This window comes from Pseudarthrobacter sp. NCCP-2145, from assembly GCF_023708005.1.
In the GTDB taxonomy this organism is placed as follows: domain Bacteria; phylum Actinomycetota; class Actinomycetes; order Actinomycetales; family Micrococcaceae; genus Arthrobacter; species Arthrobacter oxydans.
Genome location: NZ_BRCG01000024.1, coordinates 30,977 through 55,520 on the forward strand (window position 1 = coordinate 30,977; position 24,544 = coordinate 55,520).

A 24,544-nucleotide genomic window follows, 5' to 3' on the forward strand; every position below is an offset into this window, starting at 1 on the left:
GAGGTCCTCGTGTCCCACCGTAACGCGTTTTTGGCCTATTCGGGGCGTCTTCAGCTGGCCCGGTGCATCGTGGTTGATGGTTGGCCTTTGCGCCGTGCTGCCGAGAGATTCAACGTTTCCGTCCCGACAGCCGCGCGCTGGTCCCGCCGCTATCGGGAGTTGGGTGAGGCTGCGCTGGAAGACCGCAGGAGCCGGCCCCTGACGTGCCCGCACCGGACCCGGATGCGCACCGAACGGCGTGTGCTGGGACTGCGCGTGAACCGTCGCTGGGGTCCGGCCCGGATCGCGTACCACCTGCACCTGAATGTCTCCACGGTCCACCGCATCCTGACCCGCTACCTGTGTCCGCCGCTGCGCTTCACCGACCCGGCCACAGGGATCAGGATCCGCGGCCGAGACCACGCCCGCCGATACGAATATGCCTGGCCCGGGGAAATGATCCACGTGGACATCAAGAAGCTCTGTGAGTCTTATCAGCAGCTGGTCTGGGACTGGCTGGCAGGATGGTATCGGCCGTCCGCCTCGGTGGTTGTGACTCAAAGAAACTATGACCATTAGTGTCTTGCGTCCGACTTGTCCTTCCGTCGGGGTGGTCGGCCGGTACCTGTCCGGCCCACTTCGGTGACTTGATCAGAAGATTGTCCGCGTTGTTGAGCGCGTGACTCGTCACAGTGCTGTTCCGATGTGATTCCTACCCGGACCGGTACCGGCCTTTAGCGGCCGGACCTTGTCCATCGCTGAGGAAAGGTGCTGCACCGCCATGTCTATCGTTGCGCATTCCCACCCGTTTGTCGTGGGGGTTGATACCCACGCCCGGAATCATGTTTACGCCGTCCTCGCCGCCGGGACCGGCGAGCTGCTGGATACCCGGGAGTTTCCCACGACGCCTGCCGGCATCAGCAGGGCCATCGCCTGGGTCGCCCGCCGTACCGGGGCAGACGCCGACGCTCTCTGGGTCATCGAAGGCGCCGCATCCTACGGGGCTGTCCTGGCCGGCACTGTTGCTGCTGAGGGCTTCCCGGTCGCCGAGGCACCACGCATGGATGCCAGGAAGTGCCGCGGCGTTGGGAAGTCCGATGCCATGGACGCCCACCGGATCGGCGCGGCCGTGCTGCCGCTGCCGCTGGAGAAGCTGCGCCGGCCCAGGGTGAACGACGGGGTCCGTCAAGCCCTGCGGATCCTGATCACGGCACGCGATGCGATGAGCACCGAACGGACCCGCTCGGTCAACGCGCTCACCGCGCTGCTGCGCACACACGTTTTGGGAATGGACGCCCGGAAGCCTCTTTCCGTCGGGCAGATCACTGACGTCTCGCGGTGGCGTGCACGCGAGGAGGAGCTCTCCCTGTCCATTGCCCGCACCGAGGCGGTTCGCCTGGCCAGGCGTGTCCTCGAACTCGATGAACAGCTCAAATCCAACGTGAACCAACTGACCGAGCTGGTGCAGATCAGCGAGGCCGCGCCCCTGCTTCAGGAACCGGGCTTTGGGCCCGTCGCTGCAGCGACCTGCCTCGCCACCTGGTCCCACCACGGGCGGGTCCGAAACGAGGCCGCCTACGCCTCCCTGGCGGGCGTCAACCCGATCCCTGCGTCTTCAGGAAACACCGTCCGCCACCGCCTGAACCGCGGGGGCGACAGAAGCCTGAACCGCGCCTTACACATGGTCGCGCTCACCAAAATGGCCCACGATCCCGAGACCCGGAAATACGTCGAGAAGCGGCGGGCAGAAGGCCACACAAATAGGGAAATCCGTCGATGCATCAAGCGCTACCTGGCCCGACGCGTACACCGTACGCTCAACGCCTCCTGCACTTCGAATGCCGCTTGACAGACATAGAAGAGTCGGCCGCATACCCAACGGCGGCGGACACCGCGTTCAGGGCCGGGTACAAGGCGAAGCGAACTCCCGGGCCAGGAACCTCGCAGAAGGCCGGTCCAAGGACCGCGGCCAGGTCCGGGGCTATACCTTCCTCCATCACGCAGTGGATGACCATTCCCGATTCGTATACTCCGAGATCCTGCCCGACGAAACCAAAGAGACAGCCTCGGCGTTCATGCGCAACGCCATCACAGCGTTCACCGCCCGGGGCGTCAAAATCCAGCGGGTGCTCACCGATAACGGCTCCTGCTACCGCTCCCGCGCCTTCGCCGCTGTCCTGGCCGAGGCCGGCATCAAGCACAAACGCACACGCCCCTACCGGCCCCAAACCAACGGCAAGGTCGAACGCTTCAACCGCATCCTCCAAGAGGAATGGGCCTACGCCAAGGCCTACAACTCAGAAGCCGAACGGCAAGCCTGTTACCCAGACTTCATCGAGTACTACAATCAGCGCAGGCCCCACACCGCACTCAAAGGCGCCTCACCGGCCAGCCGTGTCACCAACCAACCGGGTTAGTACACCTAGCCCTCAAGCAGCCGCCGCCGGTGCTTCATCTCCTTGACCCAAGCCCTAGTGACCATTTCCGGAAACGGGGAGCCGCCGTCGTCGTCAGTCCTTTGCCCGGACCCGCCCAGGCCGCGGAAGGCGGTCCCGGATTCCAGGTCCGCCAGCAGCGGGCCCGCCGCTTTCAGGGCAACATCCACCACCTGGGCGGCCGCGCGCTCCGGCAGCCCGAGCTCCGTGGCCCAGCCCAGGAAATGACGCCGTGAGACACCCGCCCGTTTGCCGTTCATGCTCAGCGCAAGCGTCCTGTCTCCGTACACCACTGTGGAGGGAATGTCGTAGACCGGCGCAATGGTCCACTCCCCGGACGGCTGCTGGACCATGGACGCGTTCTTGGCGTGCAGATCCCCGTTGCCGGTAAGCCATGCGTACGCTCCCTGGATGGCCAAATTCCTCAGGGCGGGAAGGGGTGCGGCGCAATGGTCCGCCAGCGCATGGCAGACCTGCCCGTAACCCACGTTGTACTTGTCCGCCGGATACAGCTTCAGCACCTGCGCCCCGTCCTCGACCGCCAGCCGCCGCACCCCGCCCGGTTTGCCCGCAGGCTTGGGAACCCGGTCGAAACGCTCAACCAGCAACCCGGGCCTGCCGGCAACGTCCCGGATCAACCGGACCTTGCCCAGCGGGATCCTGAGCTTGGCCGCGTAACGGAACATCACCAGCTCGTTCTCCACCACATGCGGAAATTCGGGCGCGTTGAGTTTGAGGATGAATTGCCGCCCGGTACCGGTCACCGGGACAGAGATCATGCCGGCGGAGAGCTTGTCCTGCACGCCGGCCAGTGCCACCGGGTCGATCAGGTCGGGATCCCCCAGCAGCTGGTCGAAGTCCACCGGCTGTTTCGGATCGAGCCGGACCGCGTGGTCATCCGGGTCCAAGGGCTCCCCGTGGCCCACGATCTGCACGTCGCCCACAGGATTCGAGCCGGCGGCGATGAGCAGGGACAGGTCGTCATCAGCGCTGGTCTTGATGGAACGCCGCAGCGCATTAAGCCGGCGGCCCTCAGGCAGCAGCCCGGTGAAATAGGGCGGTGCGGCCCCCGCGGCCGACAGCACCGGTTCGCTGCTGAGCGGCAGGGAAGTCGCGACGGCGGGTCCGGCCAAATGGAGGTAGGCAGGCAGGTAGCTGAAGCGGGTACCGCCGTCGTGCCGTTCCAACCGTGCTGCCAGAACACCCGCTTTGTAGATGTCCGCGATGCGGTGCCTCATTGTTCAGGGCTGTTCTCGGCTGGCGGTCCGGCCGCGCGGGCCGCCTGGCTGTTCCGGGCGGTGACCTTCAGTTCCAGACCCAGGGTGTCAAGGACAGCCACCAGGGAGTCCAGCTGGACGCTCGGCTTGCCCTGCTCGACGAAGCGGACAAAGCGCTCGGAGACGCCGGCCAGCTGGGCGAGATCGTGCTGCGTCAGGCGGAGGACTGCGCGGCGGGCGCGCACTTCTCCCGCTATCACCGCCGCAAAGCTCTGGGGCATAGGACTCTCATTAGGTACGATCGTTCCGCTCTAGCACTGTAAAGCCACACTACTGCTGACCGCGGTCAATCAAAAGAGGGAGATCGGCACGATCATGCCGGTTCAGTAAATCCAAGCAAAAGCTCCCCCGCAGCTTCAGGCGTGCGGCACAGAACTGCCGCAATCTTGAGGGTCGCTTGAGGAACTCTTGCATTTTGGTGGCCAGCATACATAGAGCAAGCACTCAGGTTTCTTCAAGGTGGATGATGTTCTTCCGGCACGGACCTGACGCAGGGTCTACCGAAGGCACTAAATGAAGAAACTGATAATCGCCACAATGGCCGCCACAGCTTTGGTGGCAGGCTCCGTTGCTGTCGGCGCAGCAGCGAACGAGGATTCCGGAACGGTGGTGCGGGTTGTCGACGGCGACACTCTCATCGTCTCCATCAACAACGGCGACCACACCATACGGCTTCTCAATGTGGACACGCCTGAAACCAAGGACCCCAACCAGCCGGTGGAGTGCCTTGGCCCGCAAGCCTCGAAGTACCTCGAGGAAGCCCTTCCCGAGGGCACCCAGGTAAGGCTGGAATTCGATGTCGAGCGCCACGACAAATACGGCCGCACACTGGCGGGAGTCTTTGCTCCGGACGGTTCCCTCGTGAATGCTGAGATTGCAAGGGAAGGGCTGGGGATACCGGTGCAGGTCGGCGAAAACCGCAAGTTCCTTCCGCCCGTGCAGGCAGCCTACGAGGAAGCCCGGGCTGCGAAGTCCGGCCTCTTTTCCGAGGCCATAGACTGCACCCTTCCCGCGCAGCTGGCTGAGACAACCAAAGCACTGGAAGAGGCAGCCGGGGCTGCGCCGGCAACAACGTCGGCGGCCGCGGGCACGGCGGCGGCCGCACTGGCTGCGAAGCTTGCCGCTGCCAAATCCCTCAGGGCGGTCCTTGCTGCTACCAAGGACGCCAACAGGGCAATCTACTGGGCCGGGCTTTCGGCTGCCGCTGCTGCGGCCGCTGTGGCAGCGCTCGAAAAGAAGATTGCCTCTGGCGAGCAGAAGAGGGACGAGTTCAAGGCACAGCAGTCGACGTTGGCGGCAGCTGAGAAGAAGGCCGAAGAAGACCGCCTGGCAGCCGAAGCTCGCGCCGCCGCTGAAAAGAAGGCCGCTGAAGAACGTGCAGCTGCCGAGAAGAAGGCGGCCGACGAAGCCGCAGCCGCCGCAAAGGCAGCAGCGGACGAAGCCGCCCGGCAGGCCGCTGCTGAAGCAGAGCGGCTTCGCAGGCTGCCCGCACCGGCGCCGTACGTAGCCCCGGCTCCCCAGCCATACGTTCCACCAGCACCCGCACCCTATGTACCACCGGCACCCTCCAAATACACAGGACCCCGCTGCTATGCGCCGGGCGGGAAAACCTGGACGCCCTGCTGAACGCCCATCAACAATGGCGGGTCCGAGGGCTTAACTACTCTCCGGATCCGCCGCTGCAATGGTCGGATCAGGAGGTCGTTTGATCGCCCGAATGGGCGCTCTTGCGGCGTTCCTCGATGCTCTGGGCGACCTGCAGGATGCTGTCCTCCACTCCTCCGGCGATGGCCTTTGGTGCTGCCGCAACAGAGCCGGCCGCGGCACCCACAGCCCCGGCCACGGCGCTCCCGGCTGCGTGGCCCAGATCAAGAAGGGACGTATGCCATTCCTTGCGCTCGAATGCCTCTGTAGCCGGCATGCCGTACGCCTCGGAGAACACCACGAGAAGCCGCTGGATTTCAGATACCGCATCATAGAGTTTGGGCAGCTCGAAGGGATTCGCCACCCGAGTTAAGGTGTCCACTTTGGACGCTTTCGCAGCAGCGTCTGCCAATTTCTGCACTTTGGACCTCGTGAGCTCAAGGCGGCGGTCCCTGGCCTGCTCCACGTGATGAATGTGCGCGCCTGCCCGGTCCCCCGTGGCGCCATGGACAATTTCGAGTGAATCCATCCGGACCATGTTCGTCAGCGCCACCGCTGTGATGATTAGCCAATGCTGAAGTTCACCTGAGGCAGCGTTCCTTGCCCCGTCCAGCCGCTTGCCGAAGCTCTTCGCATTTAGTCCGTCCGCGAGCGCATCTATGTGGTTGAGGGCCACCGCGTGCATCTGTGACAAAGCAGCAGCCTGCCCCGCCACCTGGTCCCACAGGGTGGGCGTCAGTTCTCCCGTTTCCTCGAAATAGCCAAAGGCCTTCTCCAGGATAAAGGTGGTCCCCTGGATGTTGCCCAGCGCTTCGTTCCGGGTGTCCCGCAGCACCGTATCGAGCTTTGCGTCGATTGATTCGAGCTGCACTTCCAGGCTGTGGAGCGCGGATCGAATCGCGATCGCAGCTGCCAGCATCGCAGGGTCTGGTCCGGCTGGGAGGCCCACGGGGGAAGATTTCACCAGTTTGACGACTGTGTCGATACTTCCGTCAGGATTGCGAAGGACACCGCTGACGATGCCGAAGGCTTCTTTGGTGGAACCAGCCAACTCCAGGTACTTGGCGTAGGACTCAGGTGTCATCTGGAACGAGTTGCCGCTGACTGCTCCCTGGCCCATCATTCCTAGCAGCCCGCCGGCTGCAGCCAGCATGTCAGTGACGGCCGTACCGACCTTTGACGTTGATTCTGGCGGTACGTCAAGCTTCCGGAAGAGCTCCGCGATGGCGTCAGGTGACCCTGCAACCAGGGCGGTCTCGCCCTCGACGTAGAGGGCAAGGTCCGGGTTCACATCATTCATACGGGACATCCTCACACATGGTTCAGGCAGAAGTCCGGTGCCACGTTGAGTGTCCGATCCAACACAGGGCAGCACTGCCCATGAAAGCCAAGCGCTACTCCCTCAGCCACTAAACTCACATGGGTGATCACAGGTGAAATCAAGTCCCAAGTAGACAAGGTCTGGAATACGTTCTGGAGCGGCGGTATCTCCAACCCCTTGGAAGTCATCGAACAGATCACCTATCTGCTGTTCCTGAAGCGCCTGGACGAGAACCACACACGCGAGGAGAAGCGCGCCAACCTGCTGGGCCAGCCGCTGCAGAACGCCGTGTTCCCGGACGGCCTGGACCCGCAGGGCCGGCCATACTCGGACCTTCGCTGGTCCCGGTTCAAGGACTTCTCCCAGGCTGAGATGTTCACCGTCTTCTCGCAGAGCATCTTCCCGTTCCTGCGCAATGAGCTCCCCAAGCTGGCCAACGGTGAGGACTCCACGTACAGCCACCACATGAAGGATGCCCAGTTCAAGATCCCGAACGCCGGCGTCCTGAAGCAGGTGGTCGACGTCATCGACAGCATCAACATGGACGGCAAGGACACCAAGGGCGATCTCTACGAGTACATGCTGTCCAAGCTGGCCTCCGCCGGCACCAACGGCCAGTTCCGAACGCCCCGGCACATCATCGACCTGATGGTGGCCATGACCGCGCCAAAGCCGCTGGAGGCCATTTGTGATCCGGCCTCGGGCACGTGCGGCTTCCTGGTGCAGGCCGGTGAGTTCCTGCGGAGGAACAACCCGAACCTGCTCACCAATGGCGAAAGCGGCAAGTTCTTCCACAACCAGCAGTTCCACGGCTTCGACTTCGACTCCACCATGCTCCGCATCGGCTCCATGAACATGCTGCTGCACGGCGTGGAGAACCCGGACATCTCGTACCGTGATTCACTGGCCGACCTCCACGCCGAGGAGGAGGAGAAGTACAACATCATCCTGGCCAACCCGCCCTTCGCCGGCAGCCTGGACTACGAGAACGTCGCCAAGGACCTCCTGACCGTCGTCAAGACCAAGAAGACCGAGCTCCTCTTCCTGGCACTCTTCATCAAACTGCTCAAGCCCGGCGGCCGCGCAGCAGTCATCGTTCCCGACGGCGTGCTGTTCGGTTCCACCGGCGCGCACAAGTCCCTGCGGAAAACACTCGTCGAGGGCCACAAGCTCGACGCCGTAGTGAAGCTCCCCTCCGGTGTCTTCAAGCCGTATGCCGGGGTGTCCACCGCCATCCTGTTCTTCACCAAGACAAACTCCGGCGGCACGGACAACGTCTGGTTCTACGACGTGAAGTCCGACGGCTTCAGCCTCGACGACAAGCGAACCCCACTCGGCTCCTCCGACCTCCCCGACGTCCTCGCCCGCTGGAACGAACGCACGACGACGGAACTTGAGCGGGCGCGCACGGACCAGTCGTTCTGTGTGCCGCTTTCCGAGATCGCCGCCAACGACTACGACCTCTCCCTGAACCGGTACAAGGAGATCGAACAGGAAGACGTCGAGCACGCCGAGCCTGCGGAGATTCTGGCGACGTTGGACGAGCTGGAGGCAGAAATTGCTGAGGGCATGGCAGAGCTGCGGGAGCTGCTGAAGTGAACTTCGCGAGGCTGGGAGATGTATGTAATTTCACCAGCGGAGGTACGCCTAGCAGGTCGGTCGACTCCTATTTCCAAGGAGAAATCCCTTGGATCACCGGGGCCGATATCACCGGACCCGTCGCGTACGCTGCACGCAGCTACATATCGCCAGAAGCTGTCGCGAAGTCAGCTACCAGCGTCGTCACCGAGGGTACCGTGCTGCTGGTGACTCGCACTTCGGTAGGAAAAGTCGCGGTCGCCGGGCGGGACATTGCGTTCAGCCAAGACATTACGGCTGTGAAGCCGCACCCCGGGGTAGCCTGTGCTTCCTACATCACGCAAATGCTCCGCTTACACCAACCGACCCTTGAGCGGCAGGCTCGTGGAGCCACAATCAAGGGCGTAACGAGACGGGACGTAGAGTCGCTTGAGATCCCTCTCCCGCCCCTCGACGAGCAGCGGCGGATTGCGGCGATACTGGACAAGGCCGACGAACTCCGCACCAAGCGTCGCGAAGCCCTCGTCCACCTCGACACCCTCACACAGTCGCTCTTTCACTCCCAGTTCAACGCAGATGCGGATTCTTGGATAACGGTCCCCCTCGAGGAGGTTGCCGAAGTGCAGGGGGGCCTGCAGGTCACACGCAAACGTGATGCCCTTCCCAGCAGAGCCCCCTATCTTCGAGTTGCCAACGTCTATCGCGGCCGGCTCGACCTCGGCGTAATCAAAGAAATCGGCTTAACTCCCACGGAGCGGCAGCGGACCACTCTGCAGCCAGGCGACCTTCTCATTGTCGAAGGGCACGGGAATCCGGAAGAGATTGGCCGATGTGGCTTATGGTCGGGTGAGGTGGCCAACTGCGTACATCAAAATCACTTGATCCGGGTCCGTGCGGACATTAGTAGGGTGAATCCTGTTTTTGCGATGCACTTTTTGAACTCGTTGAAGGGAAGGCAATACTTGCTCCGAGCGGCGAACACCACGTCTGGACTCAACACAATTAGCACTTCCACAGTCAAGACCTGCCCCATGTCGGTCCCTCCGCTGGAAGTTCAGCAGACCTTCGCGACCAGAGTTGCTGCCGTCGAACGCTTGAAAGAAATACACCTGAAGCACCTTGTCGAACTGGACGCCCTCTTTGCCTCACTTCAGCATCGAGCATTCAAGGGAGAACTGTGATGTCAGACGTTCAAGTGGAGTCGACTGCTACCGAAGTCCCGATCTGGCCGGCACTGATAGTTCCCGTCCTGCGGGCACTCGAAGACGGCCGTACACTCCACCGCAAAGACCTGTTCCATCAGGCGGCAGACCAAGCCGGACTTTCGGAATCAGCCCGACTTGAAACGCTCAACTCCGGTGGACTGCGTTACGAGCAGCGGATGGGGTGGGTCCTCAGCCACCTCACGCGCGCCAACTGGATCGACAGGCCGACGAAGGGCCACTACTGCATCACCGATCCCGGCCGGCAGTGGCTGCACGCCAACCCGGATGGAATCAACTACAGCCAGGCACACGAGCTCTTCGCCCAGTACTGGCCCAAGTCCGAGAAGCAGATACCGGCACAGAAAGCATCCACTGCCAGCCTTCCCACCGTGGAAGAACTGGAGCCCGTCGAGCAGATCGAGGACGGCATCAACCGGATCCACGACGAGGTGGGCGCAGCGCTTATCCAACGGCTGCGCGAAGGACATCCCGATTTCTTCGAAGAAGCAGTGGTCAAGCTTCTCCTCAAGATGGGCTACGGCGGCGCCGAACAGCGGGGACGTCGCATCGGCGGTTCCGGCGACGGCGGCGTCGACGGTGTGATCGACCAGGATGCATTGGGCCTCGACCGGATCTATGTGCAGGCCAAGCGCTACGCGGACGGCAATACGGTGGGGCGCGAGACCATCCAGGCCTTCGTGGGAGCGCTGCACGGAGTCGGGGCATCCCGCGGTGTGTTCATCACCACCAGCACCTTCACGTCCGGCGCCCGTCAGTACGCCGAGAACGTGCCGTCACGCATCATCCTGATCGACTCGGCCCGCCTGGTCAGCCTCATGATCAAGTACCGGGTAGGCGTCCAGGTGAAGCAGAGCTACGACGTGGTGGAACTCGACGAGGACTTCTTCGAGTAAACCGATCTATGAGCGGGAGAACGGGCTGCTTCAACTTACGCCAAGGATCTCCACGACGTCGCTGACCAGTTCGAAGTCTTTGGCGTTCCGCGTCATCAAGGGAATCCCCAACGAGTGGGCCTGCGCTGCGATCATGATGTCCTTGCTCCTGGCATGCTGCGGCCGAAGCGAGCGGACTTTTGCCGCCAGCTCCCCATAACTCTCCGCCGCAGGCTCATCAAAAAGGAGCCAGTCCATCAGCTCCCGCCAAACGGCGAGGCGGCGTACGCGCTGCCTCCGGATCTCCTCGGAAGCGGAGGAACGGATGCCGAAATGCAGCTCCGCCAGCGAAATAATGCTTGACCCCAGCACCTCACCTTCCGGCCACTCCGCCGGCGGGCTGATCAGGATGTTCGTATCAAGGAGGATCACCGCGTCTCCCACGGATCCACCAACGGATCAGCATCCCTGGATTCGTGGTGCTCCTCCAGCCAGCCGGTCTGGTCCGCACCAAGCCCGGCCAGTTCAAGAGCCCGGGCAACGTCGGCAGCGGGCGTCCACTTCCTGCGGTGCGTAATGGGAGACATCCTGGCCACAGCTCGCCCCTGCAGGGTGATCTCCACGCTGGCTCCATGCTCAACGCGCTCGATGACAGCCCTGGGGTTTTGCTTGAGTTCCCGAACGCCCACCTTGTCCATACGTGCAGTGTATTCCCGAAGTAGTCTTTGTTCTACAAGTACTGGACGGCCGCTTTCGCGTGGTTGACTAGTGCCCATACGCGGCGTGGCAGTGACGGGGGTCAAATAGTGGGGGTAGTCAACAGCAACTTCGGCTTTCTGCTGGCTGATTGGCCGGATCTGGCACAGCATGCCCGCAGGGCAGAGAAGTTCGCCCGCGTGGACCCCCGCGCTTCCATGTTCTATTCCCGGTACACGGTTGAGCGGCTCGTCGATTGGCTCTACAGGGTTGAGACTGCCCTGGTCCTCCCGTATAAAGACGACCTCAACGCCCTGCTCAACGAGCCTGCGTTTAAAGGCCTTGTGGGCAGCACCATCGGCAGCAAGCTCACCATCATCCGGAAGGCCGGCAACAACGCCGTCCACAACCCGGTCAACCCCACCGTCCAGGGCGCGGAAATCGTCCTCCGCGAACTGCATCACGTCTGCTACTGGCTGGCGCGGAACTACGCGAAGAACGGCAGCCAGCTGCCGCCGTCGCTGGCGTTTGACTCCGGCCACCTCGCTCCGGCGAGCGCGCCTCCCGCCCAGCAGCACTCCCCCGAGGCCCTCCAGAAACTGGAGGAGGAGCTCAAGGCCAAGGACGAGGCCCTGGCCAAGGCTGCGGCCGAATCGGCGGACCTCGCCGCCCAGCTGGCGCAGCTGCGGGCCGAAATCGCCGCCACCAAGCAGCAGAACCAAGCGGTCCCGGACCAGCACGACTATGACGAGGCACTGACCCGGAAACATCTTATTGACTGGGACCTGAACGAAGCCGGGTGGCCGCTCACTAACACCGAAGACCGTGAGTTCAAGGTGGACACCATGCCCACCAACAGCGGCACCTTGAGCGGCACCGGCTACGTTGACTACGTCCTCTGGGGCGCGGACGGGCTGCCGCTGGCCGTCGTCGAAGCGAAGCGGACCACCAAGGACCCGCACGTGGGCAAGCAGCAGGCGAAGCTGTATGCCGACTGCCTGGAGCGCCGGTACAACAGGCGGCCCATCATTTATTACACCTCGGGCTACGAGACGTGGATCTGGGACGACACCATGTACCCGGAGCGGACCGTCCAGGGGTTCCACACCCGGGACCAGCTGCAGCTCCTCATCAACCGCCGGCAGACCCGGAAACCGCTGGCGCAGCAGCAGATCGATGACGAAATCGTCGAGCGGCCGTACCAGCACAACGCCATCCGCGCCGTCACCGAAGCCTACGAGAACGACTACGAACGCAAGGCCCTGGTGGTCATGGCGACAGGAACGGGAAAGACGCGCACCGTCGTCGCACTCACCAAACTGCTGCAGGAAGCCAACTGGGCCAAGCGCGTCCTGTTCCTGGCGGACCGCGTTGCCCTGGTGAAACAGGCAGCCAACGCGTTCAAAACCCACCTTCCCGGTTCCGGCCCCGTCATCCTGGGCTCCGGCGAGGAGGCGGACAGCCGCATCCACGTGGCCACCTACCCCACCATGATGAACCTCATCAACAAAACAGAGGGCCGGCTGGGCCAGCGGCGGTTCGGGATCGGCCACTACGACCTCATCATCGTGGACGAAGCCCACCGGTCCATCTACCAGAAGTACAAGGCGATCTTCGACTACTTCGACTCGCTTCTGATCGGACTCACCGCCACTCCCCAGTCGGAAGTGGACCGCAATACCTACAGCCTGTTCGGCATCGAGGACAACGTCCCCACGTTCGCCTACGAGCTCAACGAGGCCATCGAGGCCGGCTACCTTGTCCCGCCCCGCGTGGTGCCCGTGCCGCTGAAGTTCCCCTACGAAGGCATCGCCTACGACGACCTCCCCGAGCACGAAAAGGAGCAGTGGGACGAGCTCGACTGGAACGAGGACGGCGAGATCCCCGAATCCGTCGATCCCGCCGTCGTCAATTCCTGGCTCTTCAACACCGACACCGTGGACAAAGCGCTCGAAGTGCTGATGACGCACGGCCACAAGGTGGCGGGCGGCGACCGGCTGGGCAAGACCATCATCTTCGCCAAGAACAACCGGCACGCCGACTACATCGCCGAGCGCTTCGACAAAAACTACCCGCACCTCAAAGGCCACTTCGCCCGCGTCGTGACCTACCAGGTCAACTACGCGCAGACCCTCATCGACGATTTCTCGCGCCGCGACAGCAACCCGCACATCGCCATCTCCGTGGACATGCTTGACACCGGCATCGATGTCCCCGAGGCGGTCAACCTGGTCTTCTTCAAGATGGTCCGGTCCAAGACCAAGTTCTGGCAGATGGTGGGACGCGGCACGCGCCTCTGCCCGGACCTCTTCGGCCCCGGCGAAGACAAGAAGGACTTCTTCATCTTCGACCTCTGCCGCAACGCCGAATACTTCAACGCCGGGATGCCCGGCAACGAAGGATCCCTGGGCAAGTCCCTCGCCGAGAGCACCTTCGCAACGCGCGTCCGCTTGCTGCGTACGACGGCGGACCTCGCCTGGGATTCCACTTCGCCCTTCGTTGTTGAGCTGCGGGACTCGCTGAAGAACACCGTGGGCAGGCTGCCGCTGGAGAATTTCCTGGTCAAGCCCGTCCGCAAGTGGGTGGACAAATTTGCCGAACCATCCGCCTGGGACTCCCTGGGTGCCGAGGACTTTGACGCCCTCGAGGCGGAAGTGGCCCGTCTCGCCCCCATCGGCGCACTGCCGGACACGGAGGAAGCCAAGCGCTTCGACTACCTTCTGCTGCAAACCGAACTGGCGGCGCTGCAGGGCAAACCCCTGGACGCGTTCCGCAAGAAAGTACAGGCCGTAGCCTCCGCACTGCAGGATCAGCCGAACGTTCCAGCCATCGCGGCGCAGCTGCCACTGATCGAGGCCATCCTGGACGACGCCGAGTGGGAGTCCGTGTCAGCGGAGTGGCTGGAGGAGATGAGGTTGCGGCTCCGCGAACTTGTGCACCTGATCGAGAAACGCAAGCGGAACGTTGTCTACACCAACTTCCTGGACGAGCTCGGCGAGCTTGAAGAGATCGACCTCGCCGGGGCGTCCAATGGCCACATCGACCTGGCCCGGTACCGTGAGAAGATCCGGCTGTACCTGGCCGACCATCAGGACCACGCCGCCATCCAGCGCCTGCGCCGGAACAGGCAGCTCACTGCCTTGGATCTCTCAGAGCTGGAACGCATCCTGCTGGAAAGTGGCCTCGGTTCGCGGGAGGACCTCGACAGGGCCGCGGCTGAGGGTCTTGGCCTGTATGTGCGGTCGCTGGTGGGCCTGGACCGGGACGCAGTAGAGGAAGCGCTCCGGGAATTTGTTGCCGGGACAACCCTGACAGCCCAGCAGCTCGACTTCCTCCAGGTCCTGACCAACCATCTGGTGGAAAACGGCAAGGTCAATCCCGCTGCCCTTTTCGACTCGCCCTACAACGAGCTCGCGCCATCCGGGCCGGACGTGCTGTTCGGTGACGACGGCGTTGTGAAACTGTTCGGCATCCTGCGCTCCATTGAGGACAACGCCCGCGTAAGCTAGGCCGTACTGACAACAACATAGCGCTCGTCACTGATCTCCCGGCCCCACAATGCAGGGTCCGTCAGCATTGTTACGGTGGCATTTTTACGGTGGGAGCGAACCAGTTCGAGGCAGCGGTCCGCAGGAATTCCCGCGCCAGTTCCCCACAGCCCCTCCACGAGGATCATGGTGCCCGAACCACGCAGCAGTCCGGCCCATCGAGCCAACGCAGCGTCAGGTTTTGGGAGGGCCCACAACACATGGCGGGCAAGGACAACATCGGCAGAGCCACGGGCGCGCGGCGGCACCGATGCGTCACCCACGACGAACTCAGCGGACACGCCCGCATCCGCCAGCTTGGTCCGCGCCCTGGCCACCATCTGCTCGGACAGGTCCATACCCCAGACCTGATGTCCGGCCTCGCCCAGCAGCAGGGAAAGGCTGCCTGTGCCACAGCCAAGATCCGCCACGTCGCATCCCGGCGAAGGCATCAGCGGCAGCAGCAACTCTTTCCACGCCTGCCGGACGGTGGGGTCAACAAGCCCATGGTCCGCTTCAACATCGAAGTTCCCTGCCTGGCTGTTCCAGTAGCGGCGCACTGCATCAGTCATGCGGGCCAGTCTGGCACATACCGCGCTCGCTAAGGAGAACAATATTGACACCGCGTGTGACCCCTGCCATATTTAAAGCGTGAACCTGTCAGACAGCCGGACAGCAGGACAGCCTGCACCCCTCGCCCGGCTCAGCGCCGCCGAAGCGGTCTTCAATGCGATCCGACAGGACATCGAGTCCGGCGCCGTTCCCGTTGGCAGCAAGCTCAGCTCCGAGTCCACGCTCTCCCAGCAGTACGGGGTAAGCCGCTCGGTGATCCGCGAGGCCCTCCGCTCCTGCACGGCCCTGGGCCTGACCGTCACCAAAACGGGCAAAGGCACGTTCGTCGTGGCGGATAAGGTGGCCAACGACCTCGCCCTCGGCCAGTACTCAGCACGGGACCTCACGGAAGCGCGGCCCCACATCGAGGTTCCCGCAGCCGGCCTGGCTGCGGAGCGGCGCAGTGACGGGGAGCTGGAAACTCTCCGCCACCTCGTTGCCGCCATGCGCACCGAAACCGATCCCGAATCCTGGGTTGCCCTGGATTCCAGCTTCCATGCAGCGATCGCCCGGGCCAGCGGCAACCGGGTGTTTGCCAGCGTGGTGGCGGACATCCGCGGCGCCCTGGCCCACCAGTCCGAAACCCTGAACATGGTGGCGGACAGGCAGCACGCCTCGGACACCGAACACCGGGACATCCTCGCCGCCATCGAGGCCGGCTCCCCCGAGGATGCGCGCGCCGCGATGGCCCACCACCTGCACGCCGTGGGCCTGGCCCTCGATTCCATCCTCAATACCTAGCCCCGCCCCCACCCAGCCAAGGAACCCATGCTTTCCCCTGCCCTTTCGCCTGCCCTCAGCGCTGCCGCCCTCCCGCAGCACACGCCCCTGGTCGCCGCCACCCGCGACGGGGTTGTAGAAAGCATCCACTACGGGTCGGCCATCGCGCTGGATGCTGACGGCACCACAGTGGCCGCCGCGGGCGATCCGCTTGCACCGTTCTATCCCCGGTCCTCGCTCAAGCCGCTGCAGGCCGTGGCCATGGTCCGGGCCGGACTCGAACTTCCCGCGGACCTCCTGGCCCTGGCTGCCGCGAGCCACTCCGGCGGCGCAAAGCACCGTCAGGGAGCCCTGCGGATCCTGGAACTGCACGGACTCAGCGTCAGCGATTTCGAGAACAGCAGGGACCTCCCCTACGGCCCGGCCGAACAGGAGGAATGGCTGCGCAACGGGGGCCGTTCCACCCAGCTCACCCAGAACTGCTCGGGCAAACACGCCGCCATGGTTGCCACCTGCACCATCAACGGCTGGCCGGTCAAGGGCTACCTGGATCCCTCGCACCCGCTGCAGCGGCTCGTGGCCGCCACCGTCACCGAGCTCACCGGCGACGAACCCCTCGCCCTCAGCACCGACGGCTGCGGCACTCCCCTGTATGCCCTGACCCTGCCGGGCATGGCCCGCGCCTTCGGTGCGATTGCCCGCGCCGCCGCGGACAACAGCGGCGGTAACGATGACGGCGGCCCGGCCCCGCTGGGTGCGGAAGCCGCCGTCGGCCTGGCCATGCAGCAGCACCCGGACATGGTGGCGGGGGAAGGCCGTGACGTCACCGAGCTGATGCGCCTGCTCCCGGGCGCGGTGGCGAAGGACGGCTTTGAAGGCGTCCAGCTGGTTGGTCTTGCGGACGGCCGCTCGGCAGCCGTGAAGATTTCCGACGGCGGCGACCGCGCCCGCATGCCCGCCACCATCCGGCTGCTGGAGGCGCTGGGCGTGGACACCGCAACGCTCGCCGGCCTTGGAACGGCGCCCGTCCTGGGCGGCGGCCAGCACGTGGGCCTGCTGCAGGCCACCGATTTCCTGACCCACACTTTCCCGTCCGCACCCGTCAACGAAGCCCCGTAAGGACACATGACCATCATCGATACACCAGCCTCCGCAGCAGGAACCGCCCCTGCGCACACCCGGTCCGAGCACGACCTGCTCGGCGACCGCGACATCCCCGCCGGCGCCTACTGGGGCGTGCACACGCTCCGGGCCGTGGAAAACTTCCCCATCACCGGCCAGAAGCTGTCCTCCAACATGCACCTTGTCCGTGGACTCGCTGCGGTCAAGCTGGCCGCCGCCCGCACCAACCGGGAACTGGGCCTGCTGGACGCGGAACGCTCGGACGCCATTGAGCAGGCCTGCCAGGACGTGCTCGACGGCCAACTCGCCGACCAGTTCGTGGTGGACGTCATCCAGGGCGGCGCCGGGACGTCGTCGAACATGAACGCCAACGAGGTCATTGCCAACCGCGCCCTCGAAATCCTTGGCCACCCCAAGGGCGACTACGCCCGCCTGCACCCCAACGACCATGTGAACCTCAGCCAGTCCACCAACGACGTCTACCCCACCGCGGTGAAGCTGGGCACCATCTTCGCCGCGCGGGAACTGCTGGATGCCCTGGCTGAACTGGAGGAAGCCTGCGCAGCCAAGGCGGTGGAGTTCCGCACAGTGGTAAAGATGGGCCGCACCCAACTGCAGGACGCGGTGCCCATGACCCTGGGGCAGGAGTTCGGCAGCTACGCCATCACCATCGGCGAGGACCGCCTCCGCCTGGCTGAAGCCGATCTGCTCATCCACGAGATCAACCTCGGCGCCACCGCCATCGGCACCGGCCTGAACGCACCCGCAGGCTATGCGGAAGCTGCCTGCCGGCACCTCGCCGAAGTGACCGGCCTGCCGCTGGTGACCGCGCCCGACCTGATCGAGGCCACCCAGGACGTTGGCGCCTTCGTGCACCTCTCCGGCGTGCTCAAGCGGGTGGCCGTGAAGCTCTCCAAGATCTGCAACGACCTGCGCCTGCTCTCCTCCGGACCGCGCGCCGGCTTCGGCGAAATCAACCTGCCGGCCGTCCAGTCCGGCTCGTCCATCATGCCCGGCAAGATCAACCCGGTGATCCCGGAAGTGGTCAGCCAGGTGGCCTACGAGGTCATCGGAAACGACGTCACCATCACCATGGCGGCCGAAGCCGGGCAGCTCCAGCTGAACGCGTTCGAGCCGGTCATCGTCCACAGCCTCCACAAGAGCATCTCCCACCTGGAAGCCGCCTGCCGCACCCTGACGGCGCGCTGCATCCGGGGCATCACCGCGAACACCGAGCACCTCCGCCGCACGGTGGAGCAGTCAATCGGCCTGGTCACAGCCCTCAATCCCCATCTGGGCTATGCCACCGCCACCGCCATCGCCAAGGAAGCACTGGCAACCGGCAAGGGCGTGGCCGAACTCGTCCTGGAACACGGACTCCTCACCAACACGCAGCTCCAGGAACTCCTCAGCCCTGAGCGCCTGGCCAACCTGAGCAAGTAATCCCCCATGCCAACGGATACCCCTAGGACCCCCATGTCTAATCCCACGCTCCCGGACCACGTTATTGACGGTGGTCATGCCCATGCTTCTGAGTCGGCGCTGCATGCCGAGGACAAGGGCTACCACAAGAATTTGAAGCCCCGGCAGATCCAGATGATCGCGATCGGCGGCGCGATCGGTACCGGCCTGTTCCTCGGCGCCGGCGGCCGGCTCAACGCCGCGGGCCCGTCCCTGGTGATCGCCTACGCCGTGTGCGGGTTCTTCGCGTTCCTGATCCTCCGCGCCCTGGGCGAACTGGTCCTGCACCGGCCCTCCTCAGGCTCGTTTGTCTCCTACGCCCGCGAATTCTTCGGCGAAAAAGCCGCGTTCGTCTCCGGCTGGTTCTACTGGATCAACTGGGCCACCACCACCATCGTGGACATCACCGCCGCCGCGCTCTACATGAACTTCTTCGGCAACTACATCCCCTGGATGGCAGCGGTCCCGCAATGGGCCTGGGCCCTGACCGCCCTCGTCGTCGTCCTCGCCCTGAACCTCGTCTCGGTCAAGGTCTTCGGCGAAATGGAATTCTGGTTCGCCCTGATCAAAGTCGCCGCCCTGGTCATCTTCCTCGTCGTCGGCACCTACTTCGTCATCTTCGGCACCCCCGTGGACGGCCAACAGGTCGGCCTGAGCCTGCTCTCAGACAACGGCGGGATCTTCCCCAACGGCCTGCTGCCCATGATCATCCTCATGCAGGGCGTCCTGTTCGCCTACGCCTCCATCGAACTCGTCGGCACCGCCGCGGGCGAAACCGAAAACCCGGAAAAGATCATGCCCAAAGCCATCAACTCCGTCGTCTTCCGCATCGCCGTGTTCTACGTCGGCTCCGTGATCCTCCTGGCCCTGCTGCTGCCCTACACCTCCTACGAAAAAGGCGTCAGCCCCTTCGTGACCTTCTTCGGCTCCATCGGCATCCAGGGCGTGGACGTCATCATGAACCTCGTCGTCCTCACCGCCGCCCTGTCCTCCCTCAACGCCGGGCTCTACTCCACCGGCCGGATCCTGCGCTCCATGTCCGTCAACGGCTCAGCACCCCGCTTCGCCTCCCGCATGAACAAAGCCGGCGTCCCCTACGGCGGGATCGCCATCACCGCCGGCGTGTCCCTCCTCGGCGTCCCCCTGAACTACCTCGTCCCCGCCCAGGCCTTCGAAATCGTCCTCAACGTCGCCTCCGTCGGCATCATCATGACCTGGGCCACCATCGTCCTATGCCAGCTGCAACTCAAACGCTGGGCAGACAAAGGCTGGCTGGAACGCCCCTCCTTCCGCATGATCGGCGCCCCCTACACCGGCTACCTCTCCCTGCTCTTCCTCGCCGGCGTCCTCACCATGGTCTTCATCGACTCCCCCCTCACCATGCTCGTCACCGCCATCGCCTCCGCCCTCATGATCGCCGGCTGGTACGCCTGCCGCACCCGCATCCGCGACATCGCCCAAACCCGCGAAGGCCACACCGGACTCTCCCCCGTCATCGCCAACCCACCAGCAGCAACCTTCAAGAAGTAACACCTCTCCCTAACGCCCGACGGCGGCACCCTAGGTTCTGAAGCTGCAGAACCTAGGGTGCCGCCGTCGGGGTTTAACGAAAGGTCCGGCGTTGGCTACTTGCGCGAAGGTTCGACCACCAGGGCCGAGCCGCCCCCGCGGCGCGTCGGCTCGGCCACGGCAGTGGCCTTCTTCCCGTCCTCGCTGAACTCGATGGCCGTCGCCGCGCCGATTTCGGCAGCAGAGGTTCCGGGGGTGCCGGCAGGGGTGAAGTTGTGGCCGTACCGTGTGGCAAGGTCCTTTCCATACGGCGCGTCGATGAAGGCCTGCTCTGCCGTAACATTCGCGGTGTTCCGCTGGGACGCGCGCGGGGCGGCGAGCGCCTCCTCGATGGTCATGCCGAGGTCGATGCGGTTGATCAGCGTCTGCAGCACCGTTGTGATGATGGTGGAACCGCCCGGAGAACCCAAGGCCAGGAACGGCTCGTCATCCTTGAGCACGATGGTGGGTGACATGGAAGACCGCGGCCGCTTGCCGGGCTGGATCCGGTTCGGGTCTTCCTCGCTGTAGACCGGCGAGAAATCGGTCAGCTCGTTGTTCAGGATGAAGCCGCGGCCCGGGACCACAATGCCGGATCCGCCGGTCTGCTCGATGGTCAGGGTGTATTCCACCACGTTGCCCCATTTGTCCGAGACGGTGAGGTTGGTGGTGTTGATGTTCTCGGTGTCCTTCTCATCGGCGAGTGCGGCGGGCTCACGGTCGCAGGTGCCGTCGTAATCACCTGCGTCACCTGCAGCCACAGGCTTTTTTGCTGCCGTGAGCGGGTCGATTTCGCAGGCCCTCTCCTTGCCGAAGACCGGATCCAGGAGTTTCCTGGTGGGAACCTTGACGAAGGCAGGATCCCCCACGTACTTGCCGCGGTCGGCGAACGCCAGCGCAGTCGCCTCAAGGTAGTGGTGCAGGACGGCTGGCCGGTCTTCCTTCACATCGGGAAGGTCGAAGACCTCCAGGATGTTCAGCGCCTCTCCCACGGTGGTGCCGCCGCTGCTGGAGGGCGCCATTCCGTAGACGTCAAAGCCGCGGTAGTTCACATGGGTTGGTTTCTGGTCCAGGGCCTTGTAATCGTCAAGGTCTTCGGCTGTCATAACCCCGGCGGGACCGGGCAGCGTCGTGGGATCAGTGGACGAGGGCGCATTCCTGACGGTGGCCACGATTTCTTCGGCCAGCTTGCCCTCGTAGAAAGCGTCCATCCCATGCTTCCCCAAGTGCTCGTAGGTGTCGGCAATGTCCTCATTGGTGAAAACAGATCCCACGGCAGGAGCATCATTATCCGGCCCGGGCAGGAATAGCTTCCTTGTTGCTTCAAAGGGCAGGAACCGGTCCTTGTTTTCAAGCGTCTGCTGCCGGAACGTTCCATCAACAACAAAGCCCCGCTCGGCAACATCGATCGCCGGCTCCAGCGTTTCGGCAAGGCTCATGCTGCCCCAGCGCTCCAAGGCGCGCTCCCATGTTGCTGGGGTGCCTGGAACGCCTACGGAGATTCCGCTCGTGGCCTGCTTCCTGAACGGGTAAGGCTCCTTGGTGGCCGGGTCGATGAACGCATCCGTCGGCATCGCCGCGGGAGCAGTCTCGCGGCCGTCGATGGTACTGACCTTCTCCTTCTTGGCGTCGTAGTACACGAAGTAGCCGCCGCCCCCGATCCCGGCGCTGTACGGCTCGGTAACGCCCAGTGTTGCCGCGGCGGCAACGGCAGCGTCCACAGCGTTCCCTCCCTTGCGGAGGACCTCGATGGCGGCCGCGGATGCGTCCAGGTCGACGGTACTGACGGCACCGCCGTAACCCTTGGCTACTGGGGTCTTTTTGGTCTCGCCGTCCTGCCCCGAGTCGGCAGATGCCGGGCTGGATAAGGCACCGGTTGTCACGCTCATCGCCAGCGCTGCAGTGACCGCAGCGAACCGGCGTCCCAGATATGGCATGGTAGCTCCTGAAAGGGGTGCGGGTGAGGTGAATCACACGCTACTCCTCCCGGAATGGACACTCAACGCTCCCGCCTGCCCCTGCTGCCTCGGTAGCATGAAAGCCACTGCCGGGAGTTGCACCACCAACACGGGCCCCGATCGGCCCGGGGAATCGAGGTACCTCATGTCAGGATCCAAACTCGCCGTGGTGGGAGCCGGGAGTGTGGGAAGTTCCCTTGCGTACGCTGCCCTGATCCGTGGTTCGGCCAGCAACATCGCCCTGTTCGACGTCAATGCTGCCAAGGCTGACGCCGAAGTGCTGGACCTCGCCCACGGCACCCAGTTCGCTGCCGCCGCTGCGTCCATGACCGGCGGCGGCGACATCGCCGTGACGGAGGGCGCCGACGTCGTGGTCATCACGGCCGGAGCCAAGCAGGCGCCCGGACAGACCCGGCTGGACCTCGCCGGAACCAACGTGCGGATCCTGGAAGAGCTTATGCCCCGGCTCCTCAAGCACGCCCCGGACGCGGTCTACGTCCTGGTCACCAACCCCTGCGACGTGCTCACCGTTGCAGCGCAGAAGATCTCCGGGCTCCCGGCGGGGCGTATCTTTTCCTCCGGCACGGTCCTGGACACCTCCCGGCTGCGCTGGCTGCTGGCCCGCCGGGCGGGAGTGGCCGTGCCCAGCGTCCACGCCAGCATCGTGGGCGAGCACGGGGACACCGAGTTCCCCGTGTGGTCCACGGCAACCATCGGACCCATCCCGGTCCGCGACTGGACGGTGGACGGGGAGCGCGTCTTCACCCCCGAATACCTGGCCGAGACGGCACGCGAAGTGACGCAGGCGGCGTATAAGGTCATCGCCGGCAAGGGTGCAACCAATTACGCAATCGGCCTCTCCGGCGCACGCATCGTGGAAGCCCTGCTCCGCGATGACAAAGCGGTGCTGCCGGTGTCCACGGTGCTGGACGGACAGCACGGAATTTCCGGGGTGGCCCTCTCCCTGCCGAGCGTCGTGGGGCGCGGCGGCGTCCACACCGTCCTGGAAATGCCCATGGACGACGGCGAGCTGGCAGCCCTGCAGCATTCCGCCGACACCCTGCGGCACACGCTGGGCACCCTGGGCATCTGAGAACCTTCGCCGGCGCGCGGCCGGCCGTCATGCAACGCCCCCGCAACCCCCGGGCCGCCGCGGTTCGCATATGCTCAGCAGAGCGCTGCACACCGCTGCTCTAACTGTTCAACGAAGAACCACCACAGGAGTAGACCCATGACCAACTGGCGCATCAGGGATTTCCACTCTGCGGACCTGGACGGCATCCTGCACCTCTGGGAAAGCCTCAAGGCAAGCAACGTGGAACCCGTCTACGCCCTCTCCGAAGTACTGGCTTCCTGCGAGAAGGACCACGCCGTGGTGGCGGTGCAGGGCGAGCAGGTGGTGGGGGCCGCCGTCGGACGCGCCGCCCACGACCAGGGCTGGATCGTCTTCCTTGCCACGCTGCCCGAATACCGCGGCCGCGGGATCGGCACCTCGCTGCTCGCCGCCGTCGAAAACCGCATGGCACCCCACGGCCTCAACAAGCTCTCAGCCCTCATGCCGGAGTCCGAAACCCGGGTGGAGGCGTTCCTCAGCCGGGGATTCGCCCTGAAGAAGAACCTGCGCTACTTCGAGCGCACCATCCCCGTCCAGCGGCAGGAGCTCGGCGCGCTCGGACAGCTCGGCGGACGCGTCCTGGCCCGGGACCTCTGGGAAAACGTGGCAGGCATGCGCAAGGAAAAGGAACTGCTGGAACGCCGCCTGGTCCTTCCGCTCGCCGAAGCGGACCTCGCTGACGAGTTCGGCGTGGTGCCGCCGCGCGCCGTCGTCCTTTTCGGCCCGCCCGGCACCGGCAAGACCACCTTCGCCAAAGCCATCGCGTCCAGGCTGGAATGGCCGTTTGTGGAGGTATTCCCGTCCCGGCTCGCGGCCGACCCGCAGGGCCTGGCCGGGGCACTGCGGGAGACGTTCCTGGAGATCGCCGAACTTGAGCACGCCGTGGTGTTCATCGATGAGGTGGAGGAGATCGCGTCCCAGCGCTCCGGTGAGCCGCCGTCCCCGCTGCAGGGCGTCACCAACGAGCTGCTCAAGATCATCCCGGCCTTCCGCGAGCAGCCCGGCCGCCTGCTGGTCTGCGCCACCAACTTCATCCGCGCCCTGGACTCGGCCTTCCTGCGCCATGGCCGGTTCGACTACGTCATCCCGATCGGACTGCCGGACCGGCAGGCCCGCGAAGCCATGTGGCAGCGTTTCATTCCCGCGCCCGTGGTGGACACCGTGGACGTGGAACTGCTCGTGGAGCGGACCGAGGGATTTTCCCCGGCAGACATTGAGTATGCAGCCCGTAGTGCCTCCCAGCGGGCGCTGGAGAACGTGGTCTACGGCAAGGACGACGGCGGGCCGGGCTCCGGAGGCGCGCTTTCCGTCCGCGGGGCGGTGCGGAAGGGCCCGTCCACCGAGGACTACCTGGACGCCATCGCCGACACCCGGACCACCGTCAGTGCCGAAGTGCACCAGGAGTTCCTGGAGGACATCGACGCCCTGGGCCGCGTCTAGGAGGTAACTTTCGG

Annotated in this window: 19 protein-coding genes and 2 pseudogenes; 14 read left to right on the forward strand and 7 right to left on the reverse strand. The window is 64.5% G+C overall.

Translation table 11 applies throughout. The annotated features are described in order from the left end of the window. Positions 1 to 9 precede the first annotated feature (9 nt). The 3 genes and pseudogenes from NFU08_RS17710 to NFU08_RS17720 all read left to right on the forward strand — a co-directional run. Positions 10 to 462 (forward strand): annotated as a pseudogene (locus tag NFU08_RS17710) (helix-turn-helix domain-containing protein); the annotation flags it as partial. 298 nt (positions 463 to 760) lie between these two features. Further along, entirely contained in the window at positions 761 to 1,828 is a 1,068-nt protein-coding gene (locus NFU08_RS17715; RefSeq protein ID WP_251424983.1) for an IS110 family transposase, read from the forward strand. A gap of 7 nt (positions 1,829 to 1,835) precedes the next feature. After that, a pseudogene (locus NFU08_RS17720) lies at positions 1,836 to 2,396 on the forward strand (integrase core domain-containing protein); the annotation flags it as partial. Between the two features lie 5 nt (positions 2,397 to 2,401). Here the strand turns inward: NFU08_RS17720 and NFU08_RS17725 are convergent. Next, positions 2,402 to 3,652 carry a type II toxin-antitoxin system HipA family toxin gene (locus NFU08_RS17725; RefSeq protein WP_251424985.1) on the reverse strand — a complete coding sequence of 417 codons (1,251 nt, stop codon included), beginning with the start codon at positions 3,650 to 3,652 and terminating at the stop codon, positions 2,402 to 2,404. Beyond that, the gene (locus NFU08_RS17730) at positions 3,649 to 3,912 is read right to left on the reverse strand and encodes a helix-turn-helix transcriptional regulator (RefSeq protein WP_251424988.1); all 264 of its coding nucleotides are present in this window, start codon (positions 3,910 to 3,912) and stop codon (positions 3,649 to 3,651) included. Before NFU08_RS17730 ends, NFU08_RS17725 begins: the two co-directional genes overlap by 4 nt. Positions 3,913 to 4,204: 292 nt before the next feature. Here NFU08_RS17730 and NFU08_RS17735 point away from each other — a divergent pair, with 292 nt between their 5' ends. Continuing rightward, entirely contained in the window at positions 4,205 to 5,317 is a 1,113-nt protein-coding gene (locus NFU08_RS17735; RefSeq protein ID WP_251424991.1) for a thermonuclease family protein, read from the forward strand. Between the two features lie 67 nt (positions 5,318 to 5,384). On the opposite strand, the gene NFU08_RS17740 is transcribed toward NFU08_RS17735, so the two are convergent. Continuing rightward, positions 5,385 to 6,635 (reverse strand): hypothetical protein, encoded by a 1,251-nt coding sequence (locus NFU08_RS17740; protein WP_251424995.1) that lies wholly within the window; start codon positions 6,633 to 6,635, stop codon positions 5,385 to 5,387. A 123-nt stretch (positions 6,636 to 6,758) separates the two neighbouring features. Between NFU08_RS17740 and NFU08_RS17745 the strand changes: the two genes are divergently transcribed. The 3 genes from NFU08_RS17745 to NFU08_RS17755 are packed head-to-tail and all read left to right on the forward strand — an operon-like array spanning position 6,759 to position 10,353. After that, entirely contained in the window at positions 6,759 to 8,255 is a 1,497-nt protein-coding gene (locus tag NFU08_RS17745) for a class I SAM-dependent DNA methyltransferase (protein ID WP_251424997.1), read from the forward strand. Next, the gene (locus NFU08_RS17750) at positions 8,252 to 9,415 is read left to right on the forward strand and encodes a restriction endonuclease subunit S (RefSeq protein ID WP_251425000.1); all 1,164 of its coding nucleotides are present in this window, start codon (positions 8,252 to 8,254) and stop codon (positions 9,413 to 9,415) included. Before NFU08_RS17745 ends, NFU08_RS17750 begins: the two co-directional genes overlap by 4 nt. After that, positions 9,415 to 10,353: a restriction endonuclease gene (locus tag NFU08_RS17755; RefSeq protein ID WP_251425003.1), complete on the forward strand. Its 939-nt coding sequence runs from the start codon at positions 9,415 to 9,417 to the stop codon at positions 10,351 to 10,353. Before NFU08_RS17750 ends, NFU08_RS17755 begins: the two co-directional genes overlap by 1 nt. A gap of 30 nt (positions 10,354 to 10,383) precedes the next feature. Here the strand turns inward: NFU08_RS17755 and NFU08_RS17760 are convergent, their stop codons facing one another. Beyond that, positions 10,384 to 10,764: a PIN domain-containing protein gene (locus NFU08_RS17760; RefSeq protein ID WP_251425006.1), complete on the reverse strand. Its 381-nt coding sequence runs from the start codon at positions 10,762 to 10,764 to the stop codon at positions 10,384 to 10,386. After that, on the reverse strand, positions 10,761 to 11,030 hold the full coding sequence (locus tag NFU08_RS17765) for a type II toxin-antitoxin system Phd/YefM family antitoxin (protein ID WP_251425009.1): 270 nt from the start codon (positions 11,028 to 11,030) through the stop codon (positions 10,761 to 10,763). The genes NFU08_RS17760 and NFU08_RS17765 overlap by 4 nt, the downstream gene beginning before the upstream one ends. A 108-nt stretch (positions 11,031 to 11,138) precedes the next feature. On the opposite strand from NFU08_RS17765, the gene NFU08_RS17770 reads away from it, so the two are divergent. Next, a complete protein-coding gene (locus tag NFU08_RS17770; RefSeq protein WP_251425012.1) occupies positions 11,139 to 14,537 on the forward strand; it encodes a DEAD/DEAH box helicase family protein in 3,399 nt (1,132 codons plus the stop codon). On the opposite strand, the gene NFU08_RS17775 is transcribed toward NFU08_RS17770, so the two are convergent. Then, positions 14,534 to 15,127 (reverse strand): class I SAM-dependent methyltransferase, encoded by a 594-nt coding sequence (locus NFU08_RS17775; RefSeq protein ID WP_251425015.1) that lies wholly within the window; start codon positions 15,125 to 15,127, stop codon positions 14,534 to 14,536. The genes NFU08_RS17770 and NFU08_RS17775 overlap by 4 nt on opposite strands. Before the next feature lie 79 nt (positions 15,128 to 15,206). Between NFU08_RS17775 and NFU08_RS17780 the strand changes: the two genes are divergently transcribed. From NFU08_RS17780 to NFU08_RS17795, 4 genes are read left to right on the forward strand one after another with little or no spacing between them, the layout of a single operon-like run. Next, entirely contained in the window at positions 15,207 to 15,908 is a 702-nt protein-coding gene (locus tag NFU08_RS17780; RefSeq protein WP_251425017.1) for a FadR/GntR family transcriptional regulator, read from the forward strand. Between the two features lie 27 nt (positions 15,909 to 15,935). Beyond that, positions 15,936 to 17,006, forward strand: coding sequence for an asparaginase (locus NFU08_RS17785; protein ID WP_251425020.1), 1,071 nt, complete (start codon positions 15,936 to 15,938; stop codon positions 17,004 to 17,006). 6 nt (positions 17,007 to 17,012) lie between these two features. Further along, entirely contained in the window at positions 17,013 to 18,452 is a 1,440-nt protein-coding gene (locus NFU08_RS17790; protein WP_251425023.1) for an aspartate ammonia-lyase, read from the forward strand. Positions 18,453 to 18,485: 33 nt separating this feature from the next. Beyond that, positions 18,486 to 20,000, forward strand: a complete 1,515-nt coding sequence (locus NFU08_RS17795; protein ID WP_251425026.1) for an amino acid permease — start codon at positions 18,486 to 18,488, stop codon at positions 19,998 to 20,000. Between the two features lie 95 nt (positions 20,001 to 20,095). On the opposite strand, the gene ggt is transcribed toward NFU08_RS17795, so the two are convergent. After that, positions 20,096 to 21,955: a gamma-glutamyltransferase gene (ggt, locus tag NFU08_RS17800; RefSeq protein WP_251425029.1), complete on the reverse strand. Its 1,860-nt coding sequence runs from the start codon at positions 21,953 to 21,955 to the stop codon at positions 20,096 to 20,098. Positions 21,956 to 22,121: 166 nt separating this feature from the next. On the opposite strand from ggt, the gene NFU08_RS17805 reads away from it, so the two are divergent. Both NFU08_RS17805 and NFU08_RS17810 read left to right on the forward strand, forming a co-directional pair. Then, a complete protein-coding gene (locus NFU08_RS17805) occupies positions 22,122 to 23,069 on the forward strand; it encodes an L-lactate dehydrogenase (protein WP_251425032.1) in 948 nt (315 codons plus the stop codon). A gap of 138 nt (positions 23,070 to 23,207) precedes the next feature. Continuing rightward, positions 23,208 to 24,530: an ATP-binding protein gene (locus tag NFU08_RS17810; RefSeq protein WP_251425035.1), complete on the forward strand. Its 1,323-nt coding sequence runs from the start codon at positions 23,208 to 23,210 to the stop codon at positions 24,528 to 24,530. Positions 24,531 to 24,544: the final 14 nt, after the last annotated feature.